Source organism: Mycobacterium syngnathidarum (genome assembly GCF_001942625.1).
In the GTDB taxonomy this organism is placed as follows: domain Bacteria; phylum Actinomycetota; class Actinomycetes; order Mycobacteriales; family Mycobacteriaceae; genus Mycobacterium; species Mycobacterium syngnathidarum.
In genome coordinates this window covers 351,120-372,534 of the sequence record NZ_MLCL01000089.1, presented here as the reverse complement: position 1 = coordinate 372,534, position 21,415 = coordinate 351,120, and the positions used below count along the sequence as shown (strand labels likewise).

Here is a 21,415-nt window from a genome sequence, read left to right as displayed (position 1 = left end):
CGTGACGAATTTTGCTGACCGGCCCGGGTCCAACCCGTCCCAGGGCGCTGCGCCGCCTCCACGTTTCGACCAGCCCGCCCCGCAACCAGGCTTCGGCGGTCCTTCGTTCCCGCCCGGCGGCGGGAGGACGCGGCCGGCTAAGAACCGCAAACCACTGATCATCACCGCCGCGGCGACGGTGGCCGTTCTCGCGGTGATCGGCGTCATCGTGGCGTTCCTGTTGGGCAAGGGGGATGAGGGCGCCAGTTTCAATCCCGACGGCGCGCCGACGGAGGTCGCCAAGGCCTACATGGAAGCCCTGTCGCGAGGCGATGCGCAGGCGGCGCTGGACCTCAGCGCCACTCAACCGGCGACCACCGACTTTCTGACCAGTGACGTCTTGAAGAAGCAGCTGGACAAGTTGCCCATCACCGAGGTGCAGGTGATCGGGGAGGAGGGCAGGAAACCCGACACCGACAAGCGGACCGCCGTGGTGAAGGTTGCCGCGAAGTTCGGTGGCCAGCGCACCGAAGGAAAGCTCGACATGGTCGTGGTCGACAACCAGTGGAAGCTCTCGGCGGCGTTCGTCGATGCCACCACCGAAGAGATCCACGGCTACGGAGACCCCGAGGCGGCCGAGGCGTTGACCGTGTTCGGCAAGCCGCTGCCGCAGAGCCGGCACTTCTACGTCTTTCCGGGCTACCTCGAAATGGGCACAGCCACACCGTATGTCAAGGTCAACGAGCTGCCACCGACCACCCTCGACGACGTTTCTGCATTCAAGGACACGGGCGTGAAGCCGAAGTTCTCGATGGGCCCCGATGGACTCAAAGCGGCGCAGGACGCCGTGCTGGCCTGGATCAACAAGTGCTTCAACCCGGGTGATCACACCGGGTGCGGAGACATCCTCACCGGAATCTGGACCGACACCTACGACATGAGCACGATGCGTGTGCGCGGCCCGGTCGACTTGCCCCCGGACATCTTCCGGCTTCCCGATCACACAACTGTGGTCCAGGTGGGCGGCCTCAACGTGCCCTTCACCGCCGTCGAGAAGAGGACCGGGCGGGTCATCGACAACTCCCTGAGCATCTCGGACCAGGTCGAGGTGAACATCGGCGTGCAACCGCCGACAGTTTCTACGAACTAGTGAAGATGACGGCGACCGAGCGGGAGATGCTGTGACCAACTTCGGGGGAGACAATCCCATCGGCGGCGATGCATCTCAGCCGCCCCAAGGCTTTCCGCCCCCGGCCCGCCCGCCGTCGCCGGTCCCGGGGCCGTTTTCACCGGGCCCGGCGTTCGGTGCTCCACCCCCCGGCGCCCCGCCGTTCCCCGGCGGATACGCCAATCCTCAAGGGAATGCGCCTTTTCCATCTGGTGCTCACCCGTTCGGCGCCCCGTCATTCGATCCACCCTCCTACCGCACCCCACCCAAGAATCGCCGCAAGCTGTTCGGCATGATCGCCGGCGCCGTGGTGCTCGTGGTCGCGGTGGTGGTCGGGATCGTCGTGGTGGTCGGTGCATCCGGCCCGGACGCCACGACTGCCAGTGGTGCCGTCGAGGGCTACCTGAAGGCACTGGCAAAAGGCAACGCGGACAAGGCGCTGTCGTTCGGGCTCAACCAGCCCCCCGACAAGACCTACCTGACCGACGACGTGCTCAAGAAGCAGATCGACAAGATGCCGATCACCGACATCAAGATCCTCGGTGAGGATTCCAGCTCGGTGCATGTCCTGGCCAACTTCGGCGATCAGGCCGTCGACCAGGAAATCCCCGTCAAACAATCTGGCGACGGTACCTACAAGGTCGAATACCCCACCTACGCACTGAATTTCGAGAAAGAGAAAGCCAAAGGTTCCACGGCGTTGCTGGATTCGTTCAGCATCTTCGGCAAACCGCTGCCGTCGTCGGGCATCGCCTACCTCTTTCCCGGTGCGATAGAAGTGAGCAGCTCGAACCCGAACATCACCCTGACATACCGCCGGGATTCCTACCTGCAGTCGGGGGCGTCGTACAAGCAACCTGAAGAGGACGCCGATTACGAGCTGGAAGTCAGCGACGCGGGTAAGGAAGCCGCCGACAAGGCGATCTTGGAGGTCATGACCGAGTGCGCGAAATCCACCTCCCTGGCCCCGCCCAACTGCCCCATGGATGCCAGCCGCGCCTCCTACCGCCTGATCGACGGCAGTGCGCGCTGGACCGCGCCGAGCAACGCCGACAGGGTGAGGCTGCGGATGCCACCGGGAGTCTTCGGTGACGGGCTCAGCGGCCACGCAACCGTCACGGGCGCGGTCGACATGAAGCTGTCCGCGCGGTCCACCGAGCCGATGTTCAACATCGACGACGAGAACGTGCGGGTGGAGCTCGGCGGCTACGTCGACCTCACCAAGAATCCCCCGACCTACACCTACGAGTAAGGATCACCGAGTGGAACTCCAACAGCCCGGCGTGGATGCGGGGGAACGTACGACATTGACCAACCGGGTTCAGCCCGGTAATCAGGAACTACAACTCGCGATGCAGGCGGTACGCGAGATCGGCTACGCCTTCGGCGCCAAGGTGGTCGGGCAGGATCAGCTGCGTGAGACGCTGCTGATCGGCTTGCTGGGCGGCGGGCACATTCTGCTCGAAAGCGTGCCGGGCCTGGCGAAAACCACGGCGGCCCGCACCCTTTCGGATGCGATCGCGGGAACCTTCCAGCGGATCCAGTGCACGCCGGACCTGCTGCCCAGCGACATTCTGGGAACCCAGATCTACGACGCCACCACCGCGGAGTTCAAGACCCAGCTGGGCCCCGTGCACGCCAACATCGTGCTGCTCGACGAGATCAACCGGTCCAGCTCGAAATCGCAGAGCGCCATGCTCGAAGCGATGGAGGAACGCCAGACCACCATCGCCGGAACGACATACCCACTGCCCGAACCCTTCCTGGTGATCGCCACCCAGAACCCCGTCGACCAGGAGGGCACGTATCCGCTGTCGGAAGCCCAGACCGACCGGTTCATGCTCAAAGAGGTGCTGCGTTACCCGACCCCCGAAGAAGAGGTCGAGGTGCTGCAGCGCAGAGACCGTGGGGTGTACGACCGGACCGGGGTGCCGCGTCCGGTGGTGAACCTGGAAACGATTCGGCGACTGCAACTCACCACGCGCAACGTGCACATGGACCCGGTGCTGATGCAGTACGTGAGCCGGCTGGTGCACGTCACCCGCGAACCGCACCAGTTCCTGCGCCCGGAGGTGGCTCGGTTCATCGAGTACGGCGCCAGCCCCCGCGCCACGATCGCCTTCGTCAACGCCGCACGCGCCGCCGCGCTGATCGCCGGCCGCAATCACGTTCTGCCGCCGGACATCCACAAGGTGGCCTACCGGGTGCTGCGGCATCGGCTCATCCTCGGATTCGAGGCAGTCAGCGCCAAGGTCACCCCGGAGTCCGTGATCGATCAGGTGCTGCAAGCGGTCCCGGTGCCCGGATAGTCCGGCGATGGGTAGGCACCTCAACCGCGCGCGGCAGTACTTCGGCAATGTCAGTCGCAGCATGCTGCAAGGCGGCAAGCATGCATTGCTGCACACTCGCACGCTGGAGTTCGACGATCTGCGTCCGTATGTGCCCGGCGACGACATCCGCGACATCAACTGGAAAGCCACGGCCCGCTCCAGCGACACCCTGGTCACGAAATTCGTCACCGAGAAGCACCACAAGATCCTGTTGGTGTGCGACACGGGACGCAACATGTCCGCCCTGGCGCCCAGCGGTGAGTTCAAACGCGACATCGCCGGTGTGGTGGCCGGTGTCATCGGGATGATCAGCATGAGCCGCTCCGATGAGCTCGGCCTGGTCTACGGCGATGCCCGCGGCAGCGCCACGGTGCGAAGCCGCAAGGGCGAGAACCACATCGAGGGGATGCTCGAGCAGCTCGCGGCGCACAGCGTCGGCGACGTCGGGGAAAGCCGCATCGTCACGCAGCTGAACTACGTCGCCCACAGCCATCGTGCGCGGCTGTTGATGGTCGTCATCGCCGATGAGCCGGAGATCTCCACCGAGCTGGAGGAAGCCGTCAAGCGACTGGCCGGCCGTCACGAGCTGCTGTGGGTGGCGATGTCGGACATGCCGGCCGTCGGCGCGGACCAGGGCGAGATGGACGGCTACGACGTGGGCACCGGACGGTTCATCCCCGACGGCACCACATTGGGCCGCGCCGTCGTCGACGCCTACCGCCGGGCCGAGCAGCAACGGATGGTCGATCTCGACCGGTTCTTCGACAGGATGGCAGTGCCTTTCGTCCGCATCGGCGGCAGCCTCGAAGTCCGCAACCGGATCACGCATCTGACGGAGGTGTACAGCAATGCCCGGTGATGACCTGCTGAGGTTCATCGGCGGACCGCTGGCCCCGTCGGGATGGTGGCTGGTGCTGGCCGCCCTGATCGTCGTGGCGCTGATCGCCTGGTGCGCCGGCGTGGTGATCTGGACGCTGCCGCCGCAACGGTTGCGGTCCATCCCCGTCCTACGCGACTGGCATGCCCAACTGATCCGGCGCCGATTCACCCGGGCGATCGAAGAGACGACCGCGCGTTACGGCAGACGTGAGCTGTCCCGGGAAGACGCTGCCACCGCCTACAACCACACACTGCGCAGCTTCCTGTACCTGCGCACCGGGGTATACGCCAAGAACCTGCTGACCGAGTACCTCGCCCAGGGCGAGTTGTCCGACGCCGTCCCACTGCTGACGCTCTTGCACGATGCGCAGTTCAATCCCGAATCCCGGGCTGACGTACTGGCTTTGGGGCGTTCGGCCGAGGAGATGATCCACGCATGGACCTGAGATGGACCTGGCTGCTCCTCATCGGCGTGCTGGGCCTCGCCATCGCCGTGGCCATCGCCTGGCGCCTGCCGGTGGCCAAGGTGCAGCGCAGGATGCGGCCGCTGGCCAACGCGACCCGCCTGACCCGGTTGCCCGAATTCGCTCGGGTGCAGCGCATCTACCTGATCTCGATGGCTGTCGTCGGCTCGATGGTGGCGATCGCCTTCCTGGGCGCCATCGTCGCGGCGGCCCGTCCCCAAAAGCTCGCCACGGCCAACGACGGCTACGACGCCAGCTACCCCCGCGACGTCATGCTGTGTGTAGGGCAACCTGCCAATGATCCGACCACCGCCGATTTCCTCAATTACTGGGCCGGGCAAGCCAAGGACTCCACGGCCACCTCGTTCGGTATCACGTCCCAGAACCTGCGGGCACTGCCCATGACCCGTGACAGCGCCTTCGCCGAGCAGCGGATGCGTTACTTCGCCGGCCTGTCCGGGATTCAGCAGAAAATCGACACCCACCAGAACGTGCCGGTCGAGCAGAAGCTCGAACTCGCGGCCGGGCTCGAGGCATTCGCCCGCCCCATCAAATACGTCGACTACGCGCCGAGCCTCGAAGACACCCTGGCCATGTGCCTGTCCGGGTTCGGCAACAGCAGCGATTCCCATCGCCGCCAACTGGTCTACATCGGATACAGCAAGTTCCGCGCCGACGACGAGAAGCGGCCCTCGGTCTACGACCAATCCCAGGTGCTGGCCCTGGCGCAGCGCGAAGGGATACAGATCAACGCCATTTCCCGGGCCGACGTCGGGCAGATCAGCCAGACCGGCAACGACTCCCTGCGCGCACTGGCCGGCGCCACCAGGGGTCATTTCTCGCTGTACAACCCGGCGGGCACCGGATCTTCGGACGGCGCCAACGACATCCTCGATCGCGCCCTTGACAAGATCAACGACGATCCGCCGGCACCGCGTTACCTCGGGGTCAACCAGGACTCGAAGCGACACTTCGACATCCCGGCGGTGCCGCTGTCGATCGCGGTGGTGGCGGCGTTGGCCCTGTCCATCGGGCTGGGGGTGCTGCGCCGATGAACTTCGCCCCGGTCCTGCCTGCCTACCTGCTCGCGATCCTGGCTTTCCTGATCGTGGCCGTGCGGGTGTTCACGCTCTATCAGCTGCTGGTGCGCACCACACCGGGCCGTTACCGTCCCGTCGTATTGCGTTGGCTCGGACTGACATTCGCCGCGCTGTTCCTGGTCCTGGCGGCATTTCGTCCCGGGGTTGCCGATGAGGGCGATCGCAAGGCATCTGCCGCAGGCGGTGCGGTCTCCGACATCAACGTGTTCTTCGTCGTCGATCGATCCGTGACTTCGCGCATACCCGATTACGGGAACGGAAAGACGCGCATGGAGGGTATCCGCGCCGACATCGCCGCGCTGATGGGGAAGTACCGAACAGCGCGGTTCAACATGATCGGGTTCGCCACCAAGGCCAAGGTCAACTGGCCGCTCTCGCCCGATACCGACAGCTTCGAGGCCTACGTCAAGAATCTCTCGGCATATTCGCTGACGCCTTATGACTCCTACAATTTCATCGATCCGGTGGCCGCCAATGGTCTGCTGCGCGAACAACTGGAAGCAGCGAAGAAGGCCTATCCCGAGTCGAAGAGCCTGGTGTTCTATTTCGGTGATGGGGCCAAGGGCGACCAGGCCAAACCGGGCGCGTTCGACATCTCCGAAGACCTTTTCAAGGGCGGCGCGGTGCTGGGATACGGCACCCCGGCCGGCGGCCCGATTCCCCACAGCTATGCCAACGGGCGCAAGAACTACCTCGGTGACCCGAACGCCGGAGCGATCATCCGGTCCGGGCTCGACGAGGCCCGACTACAGGACATCGCGAAGAGCTTTGGCGTCAAATACTTTCACCGCGAGGCCGGCCAAGAGATCGTGCCGGTGCTACCGCCGGTGGCCTCGGGCGGCATGGTCGACGGTGGCGATGTCACCGGTGACGGGGATCCGCTGGTCGGGCGCACCGAGTGGTACTGGGTGTTCGCGTTGATCAGCGCGGCACTGCTGTCGATCGAGGCCGTGTTGATGGTCCGTGAAGTTCGGCGTAACCGGCTGTCGCGCAGCGACCTCACCGCAGAGGATGTGGTGGCCCAATGATGTTGCGTCAAAAGCCGAACCAGGTTCTGGGACAGATCGTCTCGTTCCTGCGGCACTACCTGCAGATCGCCCGGGCCCGCACCGTGGCGTGGTTCCATCCGTCGCAGCGGCGGCTGCGACTGCGCCGCAGACTGTTCCTCTACACCGCACCCGTGGCGGCCCTGCTGGCGCTGGTCGTCGCCGGGCTGATCTCGGTGGTGATGGTCGGGAATTCCGCTGTGGACTCGTTCAACCGGCACGACATCGAGGCGTTGCGCATCGATGTCGACAAACTGAAAAAGTTCGGGGTGATCGAACCCGGCAACATCGCGTTCGCCGAAGCCGATCTGCTTGTCCTGGAAGGGCAACTGAACGACGCCGAAGCACGGTTCGGCGATGCGCTGGAACGCTTCGACAGCGACGACTCCTGCCCGGTGCGGATCAATCTCGAACTCGTGCGGGAAACGCTGGCCGACCTGGCCGTACGGTCCGGACGTCCCGACGATGCCGACCGGCTGTACAACTCAGCCCTGAGCGTGGTGAAAGACGCCCCCGACGGGTGCTTTTTGTACAACACCGATCCCAACGAAGAACGACGGGCAGTGCGTGCGGACGCCAAACCGCGGCTGGACCGCAAACTGGCCGCGCTGCATGCCCCGCCCCCGCCGCGACCGACAGGTCCCGCCGTGGTGACCCCCGAACCACCTCCGCCGCCGCCGGCCCTGCCACCCCCGCCGGGCCAAGGCATTGGCCAAGGGGACAGTCCGGGACAAGGACCGGGCCTGGCTCCCGGACAGCAGCAGGCGCCCGGCCAGGGACCGGGCCAGGGCCCGCCCCCTCCGCCGCAGGGGCCGGGGGCGGCCCCTGCCCTCCCGCCGGTCGGACAGGGCGGGGCTCCCGAGCTACCGCCGCTCGCACCGGGCGGTGGCCAGACGGGAACCGAGACCCCGCCGTTGCCGGCGTTGCCTGGTGAGAACCTGCCCGAAGCGCCGCCGCCCCCGCCGGCCCCGGCAGGTGAGCAACCGCCGGGCGGCCCTGGCGACGGCCCATTGCAGGTGGCCGACCCGGCCGCACCGAATCCCGCGCAGATCCTCGGGCCGGTGGGGCCCGACGGACTGCCGTTGGGAGACAAGAACACCAGCGCGCCAGATCTGCGCCTCGAGGGCCGCGATGGTCTGGGTTCGGACCCGGGGAACAAGCTGCAGGCCATCCTGGAGGATTCCAGTTCCTATGGCGGCGAACGTGAGTGAACGTCGGCTACTCAGAACACCTGCCGCGGCGGTGGTGGCTTCTTCACGATGGCGGGCAGGATGAACGTCTCGATGTAGTCCCGCGCTACAGCGGGATCGTTGCGTACCGGCACGGCATTCACCAGGAAACCGAGTGCGGTCGCAATGATGTACTGCGCCAGGTCATGTGCCTGCAAACCGGACCGGAACTGGCCGGCGTCGTCGGCGATCATGGCCTCGATCGTGGTCTGCACCAACTCGGTCAGGCGCGGGTCGTTGGCGATCAGGGACGCGATCGTGCCCTCGGCGGTCTGGTCGGCGATCGTGTTGAGCAGCGGATCGGACACCAACTCGGTCGCGACGATCACCAAGCTCTCGACCAGCAGATCGACCGGGCCGGCCCCCTTGGGGATCCGGGTGAGGATCGAGGCCATATGCCGCTGGGTGGTGCGCTGCACCATGGCCGCGATCAGCTCGTTGCGGTTGGCGAACTGGCGGTAGATCGCGGTCCGGGAATAGCCCGCCTCGTGGGCGATCACCTCCATGGTCGAGGCTCGGTACCCGCGGGTGACGAACAGGTGCTCGGCGGCATCCATCAACACCTCGCGGGACTGCTCGGCGGTGTTGCCGCCACCTACCGGACGTCCCCGGGGTCGGCGTTGTGGTGCTGACAATCGACTGTCCTGCTCGGCTGCGTAGTGGGGTCTCAGTATGCCCGACGAGTCGCGGTGCCCCGGCGGACACGACCCGTTAAAGAAACATTTGAACGAATTTGTGTATTTTCCTGCGGGCGGCCGTCGGGGCCGGTTAGCGTGCCTGCGTGATCAAACCGGGGCGGGCAATTCATGGGTTCACGACGATCGGGTGGGGCGTGCTGCTGGTCGCCCTGTGGATGGGACTGATCGGCGGCACCGTCGCGACGTCGCATGCCGATCCAGGTCGGGAGAAATCAACCACGCAGTCCGCCAACGACTCTGACAAGACGACCAAGCAACGGGCCAAGGTCGCCCACCACGGCCTACGTAAGCCGAAACCGAGGCAAGCCGCCGGGGCCGCGTCCAACGAGCGCCCGCAGCTGTCGCTGCCCAGGCCCGTGCTCAGGTCGCTGCCGACGCGTGCGGCCGTCCACAACCTGGTCGACGGCATCGCCGAGCGGACCCGCGCGGCGCTGACCGACGTCACCGACCGCACCCCGAAGACCCGGACCGTGCAATCACGTCCACGGCCCAAGCTTGCGGCCAAGCCTGAGGCGCCGGAGATTCCCGAAGTCGCCGATACCGCACCCGCCGCGAAGGCGACACCCCCGATCGCCGATGCGATCGAAGCCGTCACCCAACGAGTCGCCCAGAAGACGGCGCCCCGGACCGTTCCCGACCGTCCCGCCCTGCTTGCCAAGGTCACGGACAGGATCTCGAAAACCGTTGCCGATCAACGGCTGGAGCCGCCGACAGTCCAACTGGCCGCAGCCGTCGGGTCCCCGGCCACCGCGCCGAGGCCCGCCCCGTTGGTGAACATCGTCGGCTCGGTGGTGTTCAACGTGATCGGTGCTGCGCTACAGGTGTTCTCGGGCCCGCCGGTGCTCCCGCCGGGTAGCACTGTCACCGTCCGCACCTCGACGCTGGACATGCCGGGCACCCACCAGACCGTGCGGGCCGACTGGTATTTCCCCGAGGACCCGGACTCCGCGACGGGCGTCATCTACCTACAACACGGCTTCATGGCGACGGGCCCGATGTACAGCTACACCGCGGCGTACCTGGCCGAGTCGACCAACAGCATCGTGGTCGCCCCCACGCTGTCGTCAAACCTGTTCGATCCAGGAGCCGAATGGCTCGGCGGCGAGCCGATGCAGCAGTCCGTGGCCGATCTGTTCGTCGATGACCGGGCCGAGCTGACCGCGAGTGCAAGTGCGGCGGCAGGTCACCCCGTCACGCTGCCGTCCAAGTTCGTGCTCGTCGGGCATTCCCTCGGCGGAATGCTGGTCACCGGTGCCGCCGGTCGCATGGCCGACAACGGCGCGGTCGACGACCTGGCCGGCGTGGTGCTGCTCGATGCGGTGGACACTCACAATGACGTGCCCGACGCGCTCGACCAGCTCACGGGCGCCAATTACCGTCCCGTGCTGCTCATTTCATCCGAACCCTATACGTGGAACCGCAACGGGACGGTGGGACAGGAACTACAGGCCGCCCGGCCCGGCGAATTCAACGGCGTCATGCTGGTGGGAGGGCGCCACATCGACGGACTGCAGGGCGCCAACCCCATCCTGCAGTTCGCCGAGTACCTCATCGCCGGCTTCTCGCAGCCGCAGAATGTCGATGCGGTCAAGACGATCTCGGCCGGCTGGATCAACGACATGTACCACGGCACCGACACCGGCGTGCACGGCGCGCCTCAGGACAGCATCGAGATCCCGACCTCGTCGGGTCCCGCCACGGCGGTGGTCCTGCCATTCACCTCGACCGACCCGGTGCAGGCGACGCCGTGGGATGGACTGGTGGGGCCGCTCCTCGATGCCCTGTTCCAGTACGCGGTGTACCAGCCGCTGGCCGGACAGCCGGTTCCGTTGACCGTCTGACGGTCGAAATCGGTGCCCGCCGCATCGTGCTGGCGCCCATATCCTGATGAGGACACCGAATCGGGGGGTGCCGTGGAGCAGACACCGCCAGAGGACTACCCGCACGAGTGGGTGGACCGGTACGGGCCTCAGGCGTATGCACCCCAGGGTTACCTTCAGCCGCCGCTGGCGTCCAACGGGCATGACCAAGTCGTGCTGGGCATCCGCTGGGTCACAGGAGTGATCGGCGGCTGCGCTGCGGCGTTCTGGGCGCTGGTCGTCTACGGCATTCTCAGTTCGGCCTTCGACACGAATCCGGCCACCGATCCGCACGGCTACGGAATCGTCTTCGGGGTGCTCATCTCCGTGCCGGTGAGCCTCTTCTGGGCCCTGGTGTTGCCGTTCGCCGCACCCAGGCGCTGGTGGGGTCGCGCCTGCGCGATCTCGTTGCTGACGTTCCTGGCGCTCAACGCGCTGGTGTTCTGGGCGCTGAGTGTCTCGGGAGCCGGATAGCGCCGTGTCTGTATTCGCTGACATCCGCTGAACAAGGCATATACCAAGCTCAGCTATACATTTTGCCGCGAAATCGTTAACCGAATTGGTGCGTGATCTGCATGTGATTCAGCCCACCGACGATGTACATTGTGATCGCTGTCATAGGAAAGGGCGTGCAATGGTCGGTGCATTTGTGGGCGTACTTCTGCTGGTGCTCGGCATCGGCGCGGTCGCCGGCGTCGTGACGGCTGCGGCGATGGGCCTGCCCACGCTGGCGATCGTCATCGGCCTCGTGTCCGGCGCATTTTTCGCCGGACGCGCCGTTTAGGGTTTCAGCCGCTTTCGCAGGCCGGTCGCTCGGACTGCCTGCCTGGCTGTCGCCGCGCGAATCTCAGCCTCGGACCCCACAACGCGTACCCGCGTCTTCGCCCGGGTGACCGCGGTGTAGAACAGCTCCCGCGTCAACAAACGGGAGTCCTCGGGCGGTAGCAGCACGGTCACCTCGTCGGCCTGGCTGCCCTGGGATTTGTGAATCGTCATGGCGTGCATGGTCTCGACTTCGGTGAGCCGGCCCGTGGCGAAAGACGCGGACCCGCCCACGGTGCCACCCACGACGGCACGCAGGCCGTCCTGGGTGGCGATGGTCACGCCGGTATCGCCGTTGTAGAGCTTGAGCCCATAGTCGTTGGCGGTCACCAGGATCGGCCGTCCTACGTACCACGACGCCCACATGGGCTCACCGGTCGCCTCGGCCAGCCACCGCTGCACCTGACGGTTCCAGTGCGTGACGCCGAACGGACCGCGCCGGTGCGCGCACAGCAGCCGATGCTCATCGAGGATGGCCAGCGCCGCGCGCTCATCCCCGAGGATCGCCGCCTGCCGCAGCGCAAGGGCATGCGGCACAAGCACTTCCCGTAGCCGCTCGCCCGCGTCCGCGCGCACCCACTCGACATGCTCGCCGCCGGCCGCCAGCACCTCCACCGCGGCCGAGGCGTTCCCGGCCCGAATTGCCGAGGCCAGTGCGCCGATCGACTCACCGAACCGGTGCGAGGTTTGCAGGGCGGCCACCCCGCGCGAACCCAGCCCGTCGACCAGGTCCGCCAACACCGCACCGGCTTCCACCGAGGCCAGCTGGTCAGGATCGCCGACCAGCAGCAACCGGGTTTGCGGACGCACCGCCTCCAACAGCCGTGCCATCATCGTCAGCGACACCATCGAGGTCTCGTCGACGACGATCACGTCGTGCGGCAACCGGTTCGCCCGGTGGTGACGGAACCGCGACGACGTGTCCGGGCGGGGCCCCAGCAGCCGGTGCAGCGTGGTGGCCTGCAGGCCCGAGATCCGCTCACGATCCACCGCGTCGAGCCGACTCACCTCAAGCTGCACCGCCTCCTGCAGCCGGGCCGCGGCCTTGCCGGTCGGCGCCGCGAGTGCGATGCGCAGCCCCGGCCGACCGGCCAACGCGGCCTGCTCGGCCAGCAGCGCCAACAACCGCGCCACGGTGGTGGTCTTGCCGGTGCCCGGCCCGCCCGTCAGAACGGTGAGCCCCTGAGACAACGCCACTTTCGCCGCGGCCCGCTGCTCCTCGAACCCCGGCGGGAACAACCGCGCCATATCGGGTGCCGACCCGCCCGGGTCGGCGGCGACCAAAGCCAGCACGTCGTCGCACACCTGCTGCTCCTCCAACCAGTACCGGTCGAGATAGAGCAGGTCGCCGAACAACCGCAGCACCGGGGGAGTGCCCACCAGCGGGCTGGCAGCCACCGCCTGCAACCACCCGTCGACCTGAGGCCACGGCAGCTCCGGCAGCTGGGTCTGCGCGGCCACCGACCGTAGGTCCACACACACCGAGCCGCCGCGCACGGCCCGCACCGCCAGCGCGAGGGCCAGGGTGACGCGCGGGTCGGTCTCCTCGGCCAGCGTGCTCAACCGTTGGGCCACTTGCACATCGGCGGGCTCGAGGATCTCGGCGAACGCATCCAGCATCACGCGGCCCCCTGATCGAGCAGCTCCGACATCGCGATCACCAGCGCCGCGGGCGGTTCCCAGCTGAACACCCCGGCTGGGTGACCGTCGACGACGGGTGTCTGTGCCCCGCACATCCCGCGCACGAACAGGTACATCACCCCACCCAGGTGGGTGTCCGGATCGTAGTCCGGCAGTCGCCAACGCAAAAACCGGTGCAGCACAACGCTGTACAACAGCGCCTGTAACGGATAGTCCGAGTGCAGCATCGCCTCGAGCATCCGGTCCCGCCCGTAATCGGCCGCGGTGAGCGGCTCGTCACCGGTGCCCAGCCAGTTGGTCTTGTAGTCGACGACGACGAAGCGCCGCCCGATTCGCAGCACCACATCCACCGAACCGGACAGGTACCCGCGCAGCGGCTGCCGGCCCAACAGCCCCGTCGACAAGCGGCCGGCGTACACCGCCATGGGGTCGTCGGCCGGCAGCTGCTCGTCGAGCAGTGCACCGATGTCGGCCAGCCTGGCGAACTCGCCGCCGCGCAGATCGCCGCCGGCCATGGGAAATTCGAAGTCCAGCTCACACAACCGGTCGGCCAGTCCGATCTGACGGAGCGTCACCCCGGGCGCCAACGGCCCCAGCGGGGTGTCATGCATGGGCAGCAGGGCCGTGGCAAGCTCGTCGGCGGACACCTCCACCGGCCACCGGGCCGCATGGGTGCGCACCTCGCTCAGCAGTTCTGCCGTCAGATCGGCGGCCAGCGGATCGGTGGTCTCCAGGACCGCATGGACAAGAGAACCGAACGCCGCGCCGGTGGGCAGCGAGGCCATCGGGGACGGGACGTCGGCACCCTGGGTCGGGGCGACGACGGCGATGTCGGCCGACTCGTCGTCGAGTTCGGCGACCTCCGGTTCGCTGGAGACCCCGCGCTGCCCGTCGTCCTCGGCAGCGCGCAACAGCCCCGAATACGATGTGCGCCGCCACGCGGTGTCGATGGAGCGATGAAAATGCCGTGCCGCCAGACCATCTGGCACTTCATGGGTGGGTACCGGGGCGGCCGGGGCGATCACCGACTCCTCAAGCACTGGGCCGCCCGCGGCCTCCCAGGCCCGCAGCCGGGCCAGCGCGTCGTCATCGGAGACCTTCGCCGGGGCACATCGGTCGGGCACCGCGGCCTGCCCCGGGGCTCGCCCGCGCAGCAGCCGCGACAGACCACCGTTCGGCTCGTCGTTCGACGGCGCCCACCATGCCACCACCTGCGACTGGGCCCGCGTCATCGCCACATAGGTCAGGCGGCTGTCATCGGCGGCGGCCTCGGCCCGCCCGGCCCGGGTCACCGCGGGATCCGGGCCGCCGACCTGCAGGCAGCGCATCCCCTCGTCGTGGAACAACACCAGATCAGGTTCCGGCACATAACGATTGAACGCGAACGGCAGGTACACGATCGGGAACTGCAGGCCCTTGCTCACCCATACCGTCATGATCTGAACCGCGGCCGCGTCGCTGTCGAGACGCCGGTTGCGTTCGGACGTAGACCCGCCCTCGGTGCGCTGCGTGCGCAGCCAGTCCCGCAGCGCGGCAAGCCCGAAGCCCTCCCGGTGCGCGGTGTCGCCGAGCAGTTGGGTCACGTGGGCCAGATCGGTCATCAGCCGCTCACCGCCCTGCCAGGACAGCACCCGCTTGCCGATTCCGGCCAGTTGCGCGGCCTCGAAGATCGCCGCCACACCGCGTTCGCGGGCATGCCCGGCCCAGGTGCGCAGCGTGTCGGCGACCCGGTCGGTCAACGCATCCCCGCCCGCGGCAAGGGTTTCGGCGGTCTCACCGAAGAACATCGTGGCCGCTGCGGCCCGCACCAACCCGGGACGGTGCGGTTGGTCGAAAGCTTCCAGCAGATACAGCCAATCCTGCGCGGCCTCGGAATTGAACACGTCCGAGTCCCCGGTGTAGACCGCGAGGATCCCGGCCGCGAGCAGCGCGGTGTGACAGGCCCGGGCGTCCTTGTGGGTCTCGACTATCACCGCGATGTCGCGGGCCTGCAGCTTGCCGCCGTCGAAGGTGGCGCCGCTGGTCAACAACGCACCGATGTCGGCAGCCAGGTCTCTTCCGATGTGCTCGCGGAGGTCGGCGATCGGAATCACCTTGGTGCCGGGCCGGTTACGCGTCACCACCCGCAGCCGGAATGGGTCGTTGTGTGGCGCCCCGGCCAGCCGGTGGCCCTGGTGATTGGCCTGCACGTCGTGCACCACGATGTCCGGCCCGCCGAGCTCGGCGCCCCGCAGCACCGCCTGCAAGCGATCCACCAGGACGCTGTCGCTGCGCCAGTTGGTGCCCAGCGTCTGCTTGTCCCCGGCGGTGGCCGCGGCCCGCAGATAGGTGTCGATATCCCCGCCGCGGAAGGCATAGATCGCCTGCTTGGGATCGCCGATCAGGATCAAGGTCGACTGCCCGGAGAATGCCCGCTCGATCACCTGCCACTGCACCGGGTCGGTGTCCTGGAACTCGTCGACCATCACGATCGGCCAGCGCTGTGCCATCCGGACCCGGGCAGCCGAATCTTTGGCTTCGAGCGCACCGGCCAACCGGGTCAAAAGGTCGTCATAGCCCAGCACGCCGCGGCGCCGCTTGCGAATCTCCAACTCGGCCAGCACCGCCCGCGCGAATCCCACTCGAATCGCCGCCGGGGACTCCGGTTCGGGCTCCACGGGCCGCAGTTCGGTCGCCGGATTGTCCACCACCACGCGGGCCAGCCGCAGGGCCTCGGCGTAGCCCAGCTCGGGGACATCCCGCTGGGAACCGAAATGGGCGAGATACAGATCGTCGACGATCTCGCACACCAGCTCGTCAAGACTCTCGACCAGCGTCACACCCGAATCGCTGTCCCCGGCCACGCCGAGCGACTTCAGCACGATCTGGCAGAACTGGTGTGTGGTGGCGATGGTCGCCGCATCGAAACCGGCCAGCGCGTCGCGCAGCCGCTGCCCGCGGGCCTGCTGATCCGCGGCGACCAGATACCGCAGCAGATCGGTGTCGGCGCGCGACGGATCCTCCAACGCCGCCAGGGCCCCGACGATCTGGGCCCGCACCCGCTCGCGCAACTCCTGACTGGCGGCCCGGCCGAACGTGATGAGCAGCATCTGATCCAGCGTCGCCGCGCCTTCGGCCACCAACCGCGTCACCAGACCGGCCAGTGCGAACGTCTTGCCGGTGCCCGCGCTGGCCTCCAGCACCGTGGTGCTGTTGACTCGCGGCAACGGGCCGAGCAGATCGAAGACCTTCACCGCGGTGACCCCTCGGCGTCCAGGAGCGGCAACCACAACCGCTCCGAGTACTCACCCAGCCCGGCCAGCCGGCTCAACGGCGCGCCACGACCCCACGCCCGCACGTGTGCCGGCGCCTCATCTTCACCGGGGAACCGGCCACTACGCCAACGGAATCCGGCCTCACGCTCCGGGTCATCACCGGCGTGACGGGCGGCCGCCCAGGCATAGGAGGTCTTGATGGGCAACGGCAACGGCTCCCGGCGGCCGGCGTCATAGATCGCCACCAGATCGGCGAGCAGCGCGACCGGATCCTCGGGGCGTCCCAACCCTGCGACACGTGGGGTGTCGCCGCGCCGCGGCCGCCCGATGCAGACGGCGGACCAGTCGCGGTCGGGATGTCCGGCGGCCAACGCCAACAACGGAATCCAGTTCTGCAGCAGGTGCTTGCCGTCGAGCTTGGAGTACGTGACCGACACCAGGTGCTCGCCGAACACGGGGGAGACCGTGCCGGTCAACCGGCGCCCGGCGCCCAGGTCGATGTCGACGTCATAGGCCTGCGGGTCAGCGCTCCGGTGCCGCAGCGCCTCGGCGGCCAGCAGCGCGCATCGATCACGCAGCGCGATCGCCCGGCGCCAGCCCAATTGGCCCGGAGGCAGCGTGCCGCGACGCCACTCGGCCTGCTGGGCGTCGGCCGGGGTCATGCCACGCAGGATGTCGCCGAGCATCCGATCACCGACGGTCCATTCCTCCAGGGCGTCGATATCGACCGGCATCTCGTCCGAAACCCCGTCCACATCCCACGGCAACGTGTACTCCAGTGCCCGGAAGAAGCCCTTCACCGGATCCTTGAAGAACGTGACGAGATCCTCCAGCGCGACATCGCCGGCGGGCGGCGCGGGCAGCCGCTGGTCGAAGAACCGCGGACGTTCGGCCCGCTGCCCGGCACTGGCTTGGGCCGCGGTGAGCGCCGTGGGGTCGAACGTGAAGGGGCCCTCGGGCAGCAGGGCGCCGGGGGTCACGTTGCGAATGTCGAAGGGCTGCAACGGGTGCGCGGTCACCACATCCACCGGTTGCTCGGCAGTGATCTTGAGGGTGTCGAGAAGTTCGGCCAGTGGCACCGCCGGCGGCCGGGCCTGCCCGGAGTATTCGTTGGCGCCGGTATAGGTGACAACCAAGGTCTGGGTGGCCGCGCCGATCGCGTCGAGCAGCAACTGGCGATCTTCCGAGCGGATGTCGCGCTCACCGGTGCGCGGATCACGCGCCAGCACATCGTCGCCGTCGACCGCGCCCAGCCGAGGGAACACCCCGTCGTCCAATCCGACCAGGCACACCACCCGGTGCGGCACCGAACGCATCGGCACCATGGTGCACACCGTGAGGGTTCCGGTGCGGAAATTGGCCCGGGTCGGCCGGCCGGCCAGGCGCCGGTCCAGCAGCGCGCGAATATCGCTGAGCCGCATCGGTGTAGTGCCCGCTCCGGCAGCCTCGGTGACCTCGGCGAACTCGCGTTGCACCTGGGCGGCGGGCCAGTCCTCATCGGAGTGGGCCAGCGCCTCGATCCCGGCGCTCAGCGCCGACAGCCACTCGCCGAGCGGGCGGACCCCGCTGAGCTGATCGGCAGCTTCCCTGAGCCTTTCTACAAATTCGGCGAACCGGCCGGCCAACTCGACCCGGTTGCTGCTGACGTCGTCCAGCGGCAGCGTGGTGCCCAGCCAGGCGTGCGAATCATCGGACATCGCCACCCCGGCCAGCACCCGGTCGATCCCGAAACGCCAGGTGTTGTGCAGGAATTCGACGCCATACGGGCTGCGATGCTCCTGATCGAAACCCCACCGGATATTGGCCTCACGCACCCAGGCGGTGATGGCCTCCAGATCGTCATCGGTGAAACCGAACCGGGCCCGTACCGGATCCGACTCGGCCAGGTTGAGCACCTCGCTGGCCGTGGCTCGCCCACCGGCCAGTTCCAGCATCGAGGCCGCCACCGACAGCAGCGGATTCGTCTGCACCAGTGCACGATCGGCCAACCGCACCCGCAGCTTGTGCGCCGGATGCGCGCCGATGGTGAAGTGTGCACCTCGCGGGCTGGGCACCACGTCACCCAACCCGAACCCGGCCGTGATCAACGGGGCATAGGTCTCGATGTCGGGGCACATCACCAGGATGTCGCGTGGCTCCAAGCTCGGATCGTCGGCCAGCAGGCCCAGCAGCACTTCGCGCAGCACCTCGATCTGCCGGGCCGGCCCATGGCAGCTGTGCACCTGCACCGAGCGGTCCTCACGTCGGGGCACCCGCCCGGCCGGGCGGACCGCGTTGGCCGCGATATCGGACTGTAGCCAGCCCAGCACGGTATCGGGATGATCCGCCCCGCTGAGATATTCGTCGCTGTCGGTGGCCGGAAGCCCGCGCTGCAGCTCCCGCAGATCGCGGCCGAGGGTGGCCAGCAGCGGGTGACCCACATCGCGGTGGCTGTTGTCCTCACGGCGGGGGAGCGGGCCGGTGTGCGCGGCCAACGACTGCCACAGGTCGTCACTGGGGTGCGGCAGCCACAGATGCAGATCGTGATGGGTGGCCAGCGCGATGAGCAGTTCGATCTCGGTGACCGGCAACCGGGTGTGCCCGAACAGGGACAGCCGCTCGGGCAGGTCGCTGGGTGAGTCCGCCAGCCGGGCAAGGGTTTTCGCGTGCCGGAGGTGCGGCGGCTCGGCGTCGATCCGCTCGACGAGCGCCTGCCACAACGGCTTCTGCCAGGCCAGATCGGCGGGCAGATCAGCCCAGTCGACCAGCAACTGCGGGCGTTGCCGCGCATAGGAGGCGAACAGCCCGGCCAACCGGCGGGCCACCGCATAGCGCCGGCCCTGGCGCAGCTCATACTCGTCACCGGTCTCGAAGTGGCCGAGGTGCGTTGCCACCGGCTCACACCACGGCTGGTCGAGGTTCTCGTCGATGACCGCCAGCAGCGGCCAGGCCATCGCATCAGCCGACCATGGATCCTCGTCGGCGGTACCGGTCAACTCGGCGATCAACGATCGCGGGTTGCGGAACTCGACGGCCGCGCAGACGCCGAGCCGGTTCGCCAACCGCTGACTGAGCCAGCGCTCCACGCCCTTGGCGGGGACGAGCACCAGCTCCTGGGCGAACGGATCAGCCGGGGGATGGGACAGCAGACCCGCCAGCCCGTCGGCGAGCAGATCGGTGCGCTCGGCGCGGTGCAGGTGAAATCCCATCGACACACACGATAAGAGACGCGGTCAGGCCACCACCGGATTTGGTGCGGACAGCGCCGCCGGACGGGCTGCCAGCGTCACCGCCAGTGTCACCGCAGCAGCGATCAGGAAGGCCACCCGCACGTTGAACACGTCGGCCGCACCGCCCAGCAGCGCCGCCGCGAACGGGCGTGAGCCCAGGAAGCCGACCAGCCACAGTGCCATGATGCGGCCCCGCAGCTCCTCCGGTGCCCGCTCCTGCACGACGGTGCTCAAACCCGTCATCGCCCAGCCGAACCCCAGCCCCGCAATCGCGAAACCGGCCAGCGCCAAGGCCGTCACGGTGCCCAGGGCCAGCAGCCCGCACCCGGTGACCAGCAGCCACAGCCCGATCGTCGAGACCCGGGCAGCCGGCAGACGCCCGCGCATCACGGCCAGCACCACCATGCCCAGTGCCGCACCGACACCGAAGGCCGCCGAAAGGGCGCCCACCAGATGGGCGCCGCCGCCGAGCTCGTCGGCCATCGACGGGGTCAGCGTGATCGACGGATCGGATGCGAACCCGACCGTCGTGACCGCAAGCAACGCCAGCAGCAGCGGACGATCGCGCCACACGTAGGCCAGGGCCGCGCGCACCCGGTAGTCGCCGTCGGGCCGGAGCTTCGGCCGGGCCGGGAAAGTGACCAGCAGCAAGAAGACGGCGAACACCATGTGCAGGCCGGCGCTGATCGCGAAACCCGGCGCCGCGCCCAGCCGCGCCGCCAGGAACGCGCCGATGGCAGGCCCCAGGATGCGGCCGATGGTCATCGGAATGCTGTTGAGCGCCATGGCCGTCGGCAGTTCGCCGTCGCGGATCAGGCTCGGCACCACCGACTGCATGGCCGGGCCGCCGATGACGAACCCGAACCCGACAAGGGTGGAGCCGACCAGGACCGGCACCGCTGCGGCGGTGCCCTGCAAGTCGGGCGAAAGGGCCAGCCACAGGGCGGTCGAGCCGGAGCCGATGATGCACAACACCCGGCCCCACAGGATCTGACGGGCCGGGTTGCCGACGTCGGCCCACTTGCCGCTGGTCGGGCTCAAGATGAGCTGGGGCAGGAACTGTGCGACGCCGACCATGCCCACCATCACCGCCGAACCGGTGGCGTCGAAGATCACGATGGCGGCCACGATGCCGTGCGTCCACACCGCGACGACGGAGAACATCTTGCCCCAGAACAAGGCGCCGAAGACCGGGTCGAACATCAGTGCCACGGCGCCGCGCGGCTGCGGGCGGGCAGCGGTCTGGGCTGTCACGAGCTGATCCCCCGCTCGAAATCGGTGACCAGCTGCTCCAACAGATCCACGAGTCTGTCGACGTCGGCCTCGGGCCAGCCGGCCACGGTCTCGGCGACCATCTCCTGTCGTCGTTCGGTGACGTCGGCCAGGGCTTGGCGCCCCGCCTCGGTGAGGGTGAGTACGCAGCGGCGCTGGTCCTCGGCGGCGAGCGCCTTGGTCAGCAGGCCGGCGGCGACGACATTGGCGACGGTGCGGCTGGCGGTGGAGTGCTCGACGGCCATGTACTCGGCCACTTCGCCGACCGACGCGCTCTGCCCGGCTTTCTCCCGCTGCTCGACGGCCCGCAGCACCCGCAGCGTGGACAGTGACGCAACACTGCCCGACGCGTCGATCAGCCGGTGCCGCCACCCCGGGCGCTGCCGGACGGTGTGGATGCGCACGAGGAGCTCATCGAGTTGGTTGTAGCGAGGCACTATATGTGCATAGCACATACATGTATTG

Annotated in this window: 17 protein-coding genes; 11 read left to right on the top strand and 6 right to left on the bottom strand. The window is 67.8% G+C overall.

What is annotated here, in order from left to right; all coding sequences use genetic code 11:
- Position 1: 1 nt before the first annotated feature.
- From BKG60_RS27745 to BKG60_RS31640, 8 genes are all read left to right on the top strand, one after another.
- Positions 2–1,129: a nuclear transport factor 2 family protein gene (locus BKG60_RS27745; protein ID WP_131823414.1), complete on the top strand. Its 1,128-nt coding sequence runs from the start codon at positions 2–4 to the stop codon at positions 1,127–1,129.
- Positions 1,130–1,439: 310 nt separating this feature from the next.
- On the top strand, positions 1,440–2,399 hold the full coding sequence (locus BKG60_RS27740) for a hypothetical protein (RefSeq protein ID WP_070946267.1): 960 nt from the start codon (positions 1,440–1,442) through the stop codon (positions 2,397–2,399).
- Positions 2,400–2,499: 100 nt separating this feature from the next.
- Positions 2,500–3,456, top strand: a complete 957-nt coding sequence (locus BKG60_RS27735; protein WP_070946266.1) for an AAA family ATPase — start codon at positions 2,500–2,502, stop codon at positions 3,454–3,456.
- Positions 3,457–3,463: 7 nt separating this feature from the next.
- Positions 3,464–4,336, top strand: a complete 873-nt coding sequence (locus BKG60_RS27730; protein ID WP_070946265.1) for a DUF58 domain-containing protein — start codon at positions 3,464–3,466, stop codon at positions 4,334–4,336.
- Positions 4,326–4,802 carry a hypothetical protein gene (locus tag BKG60_RS27725; RefSeq protein WP_070946264.1) on the top strand — a complete coding sequence of 159 codons (477 nt, stop codon included), beginning with the start codon at positions 4,326–4,328 and terminating at the stop codon, positions 4,800–4,802. Before BKG60_RS27730 ends, BKG60_RS27725 begins: the two co-directional genes overlap by 11 nt.
- Complete coding sequence (locus BKG60_RS27720) at positions 4,793–5,875, top strand: hypothetical protein (RefSeq protein ID WP_070946263.1); 1,083 nt, start codon at positions 4,793–4,795, stop codon at positions 5,873–5,875. Before BKG60_RS27725 ends, BKG60_RS27720 begins: the two co-directional genes overlap by 10 nt.
- On the top strand, positions 5,872–6,948 hold the full coding sequence (locus tag BKG60_RS27715) for a vWA domain-containing protein (protein WP_070946262.1): 1,077 nt from the start codon (positions 5,872–5,874) through the stop codon (positions 6,946–6,948). The genes BKG60_RS27720 and BKG60_RS27715 overlap by 4 nt, the downstream gene beginning before the upstream one ends.
- A complete protein-coding gene (locus BKG60_RS31640) occupies positions 6,945–8,177 on the top strand; it encodes a tetratricopeptide repeat protein (protein WP_070946261.1) in 1,233 nt (410 codons plus the stop codon). The genes BKG60_RS27715 and BKG60_RS31640 overlap by 4 nt, the downstream gene beginning before the upstream one ends.
- An 11-nt stretch (positions 8,178–8,188) precedes the next feature.
- Here BKG60_RS31640 and BKG60_RS27705 read toward each other — a convergent pair whose 3' ends face one another.
- Positions 8,189–8,830 (bottom strand): TetR/AcrR family transcriptional regulator, encoded by a 642-nt coding sequence (locus BKG60_RS27705; protein WP_239252991.1) that lies wholly within the window; start codon positions 8,828–8,830, stop codon positions 8,189–8,191.
- Positions 8,831–8,976: 146 nt separating this feature from the next.
- Between BKG60_RS27705 and BKG60_RS27700 the strand changes: the two genes are divergently transcribed.
- From BKG60_RS27700 to BKG60_RS31635, 3 genes are all read left to right on the top strand, one after another.
- On the top strand, positions 8,977–10,734 hold the full coding sequence (locus BKG60_RS27700) for an alpha/beta fold hydrolase (protein WP_070946259.1): 1,758 nt from the start codon (positions 8,977–8,979) through the stop codon (positions 10,732–10,734).
- A 72-nt stretch (positions 10,735–10,806) separates the two neighbouring features.
- Positions 10,807–11,226 (top strand): hypothetical protein, encoded by a 420-nt coding sequence (locus BKG60_RS27695; RefSeq protein WP_070946258.1) that lies wholly within the window; start codon positions 10,807–10,809, stop codon positions 11,224–11,226.
- A 160-nt stretch (positions 11,227–11,386) separates the two neighbouring features.
- The gene (locus BKG60_RS31635) at positions 11,387–11,536 is read left to right on the top strand and encodes a hypothetical protein (protein WP_019344342.1); all 150 of its coding nucleotides are present in this window, start codon (positions 11,387–11,389) and stop codon (positions 11,534–11,536) included.
- Here the strand turns inward: BKG60_RS31635 and recD are convergent.
- Genes recD through BKG60_RS27670 form a run of 5 tightly spaced genes read right to left on the bottom strand, consistent with a single transcriptional unit; the run spans position 11,533 to position 21,405 of the window.
- On the bottom strand, positions 11,533–13,194 hold the full coding sequence (recD, locus tag BKG60_RS27690) for an exodeoxyribonuclease V subunit alpha (RefSeq protein WP_070946257.1): 1,662 nt from the start codon (positions 13,192–13,194) through the stop codon (positions 11,533–11,535). The two genes, BKG60_RS31635 and recD, sit on opposite strands and share 4 nt — an antisense overlap.
- Complete coding sequence (gene recB / locus BKG60_RS27685) at positions 13,194–16,448, bottom strand: exodeoxyribonuclease V subunit beta (RefSeq protein WP_070946256.1); 3,255 nt, start codon at positions 16,446–16,448, stop codon at positions 13,194–13,196. Before recB ends, recD begins: the two co-directional genes overlap by 1 nt.
- Complete coding sequence (recC, locus tag BKG60_RS27680; RefSeq protein WP_070946255.1) at positions 16,445–19,657, bottom strand: exodeoxyribonuclease V subunit gamma; 3,213 nt, start codon at positions 19,655–19,657, stop codon at positions 16,445–16,447. Before recC ends, recB begins: the two co-directional genes overlap by 4 nt.
- Positions 19,658–19,681: 24 nt before the next feature.
- A complete protein-coding gene (locus tag BKG60_RS27675) occupies positions 19,682–20,932 on the bottom strand; it encodes an MFS transporter (protein WP_070946254.1) in 1,251 nt (416 codons plus the stop codon).
- Complete coding sequence (locus BKG60_RS27670; RefSeq protein ID WP_070946253.1) at positions 20,929–21,405, bottom strand: MarR family winged helix-turn-helix transcriptional regulator; 477 nt, start codon at positions 21,403–21,405, stop codon at positions 20,929–20,931. The genes BKG60_RS27675 and BKG60_RS27670 overlap by 4 nt, the downstream gene beginning before the upstream one ends.
- Positions 21,406–21,415: the final 10 nt, after the last annotated feature.

Excerpts from the sequence above, each read along its gene's own strand:
- BKG60_RS27740 (WP_070946267.1), top strand. The coding sequence starts at position 1,440 with ATGATCGCCGGCGCCGTGGTGCTCGTGGTCGCGGTGGTGGTCGGGATC.
- BKG60_RS27735 (WP_070946266.1), top strand. The coding sequence starts at position 2,500 with ATGCAGGCGGTACGCGAGATCGGCTACGCCTTCGGCGCCAAGGTGGTC.
- BKG60_RS27730 (WP_070946265.1), top strand. The coding sequence starts at position 3,464 with ATGGGTAGGCACCTCAACCGCGCGCGGCAGTACTTCGGCAATGTCAGT.
- BKG60_RS27725 (WP_070946264.1), top strand. The coding sequence starts at position 4,326 with ATGCCCGGTGATGACCTGCTGAGGTTCATCGGCGGACCGCTGGCCCCG.
- BKG60_RS27720 (WP_070946263.1), top strand. The coding sequence starts at position 4,793 with ATGGACCTGAGATGGACCTGGCTGCTCCTCATCGGCGTGCTGGGCCTC.
- BKG60_RS27715 (WP_070946262.1), top strand. The coding sequence starts at position 5,872 with ATGAACTTCGCCCCGGTCCTGCCTGCCTACCTGCTCGCGATCCTGGCT.
- BKG60_RS31640 (WP_070946261.1), top strand. The coding sequence starts at position 6,945 with ATGATGTTGCGTCAAAAGCCGAACCAGGTTCTGGGACAGATCGTCTCG.
- BKG60_RS31635 (WP_019344342.1), top strand. The coding sequence starts at position 11,387 with ATGGTCGGTGCATTTGTGGGCGTACTTCTGCTGGTGCTCGGCATCGGC.
- recD (WP_070946257.1), bottom strand. The coding sequence starts at position 13,194 with ATGCTGGATGCGTTCGCCGAGATCCTCGAGCCCGCCGATGTGCAAGTG.
- recC (WP_070946255.1), bottom strand. The coding sequence starts at position 19,657 with ATGGGATTTCACCTGCACCGCGCCGAGCGCACCGATCTGCTCGCCGAC.
- BKG60_RS27670 (WP_070946253.1), bottom strand. The coding sequence starts at position 21,405 with ATGTGCTATGCACATATAGTGCCTCGCTACAACCAACTCGATGAGCTC.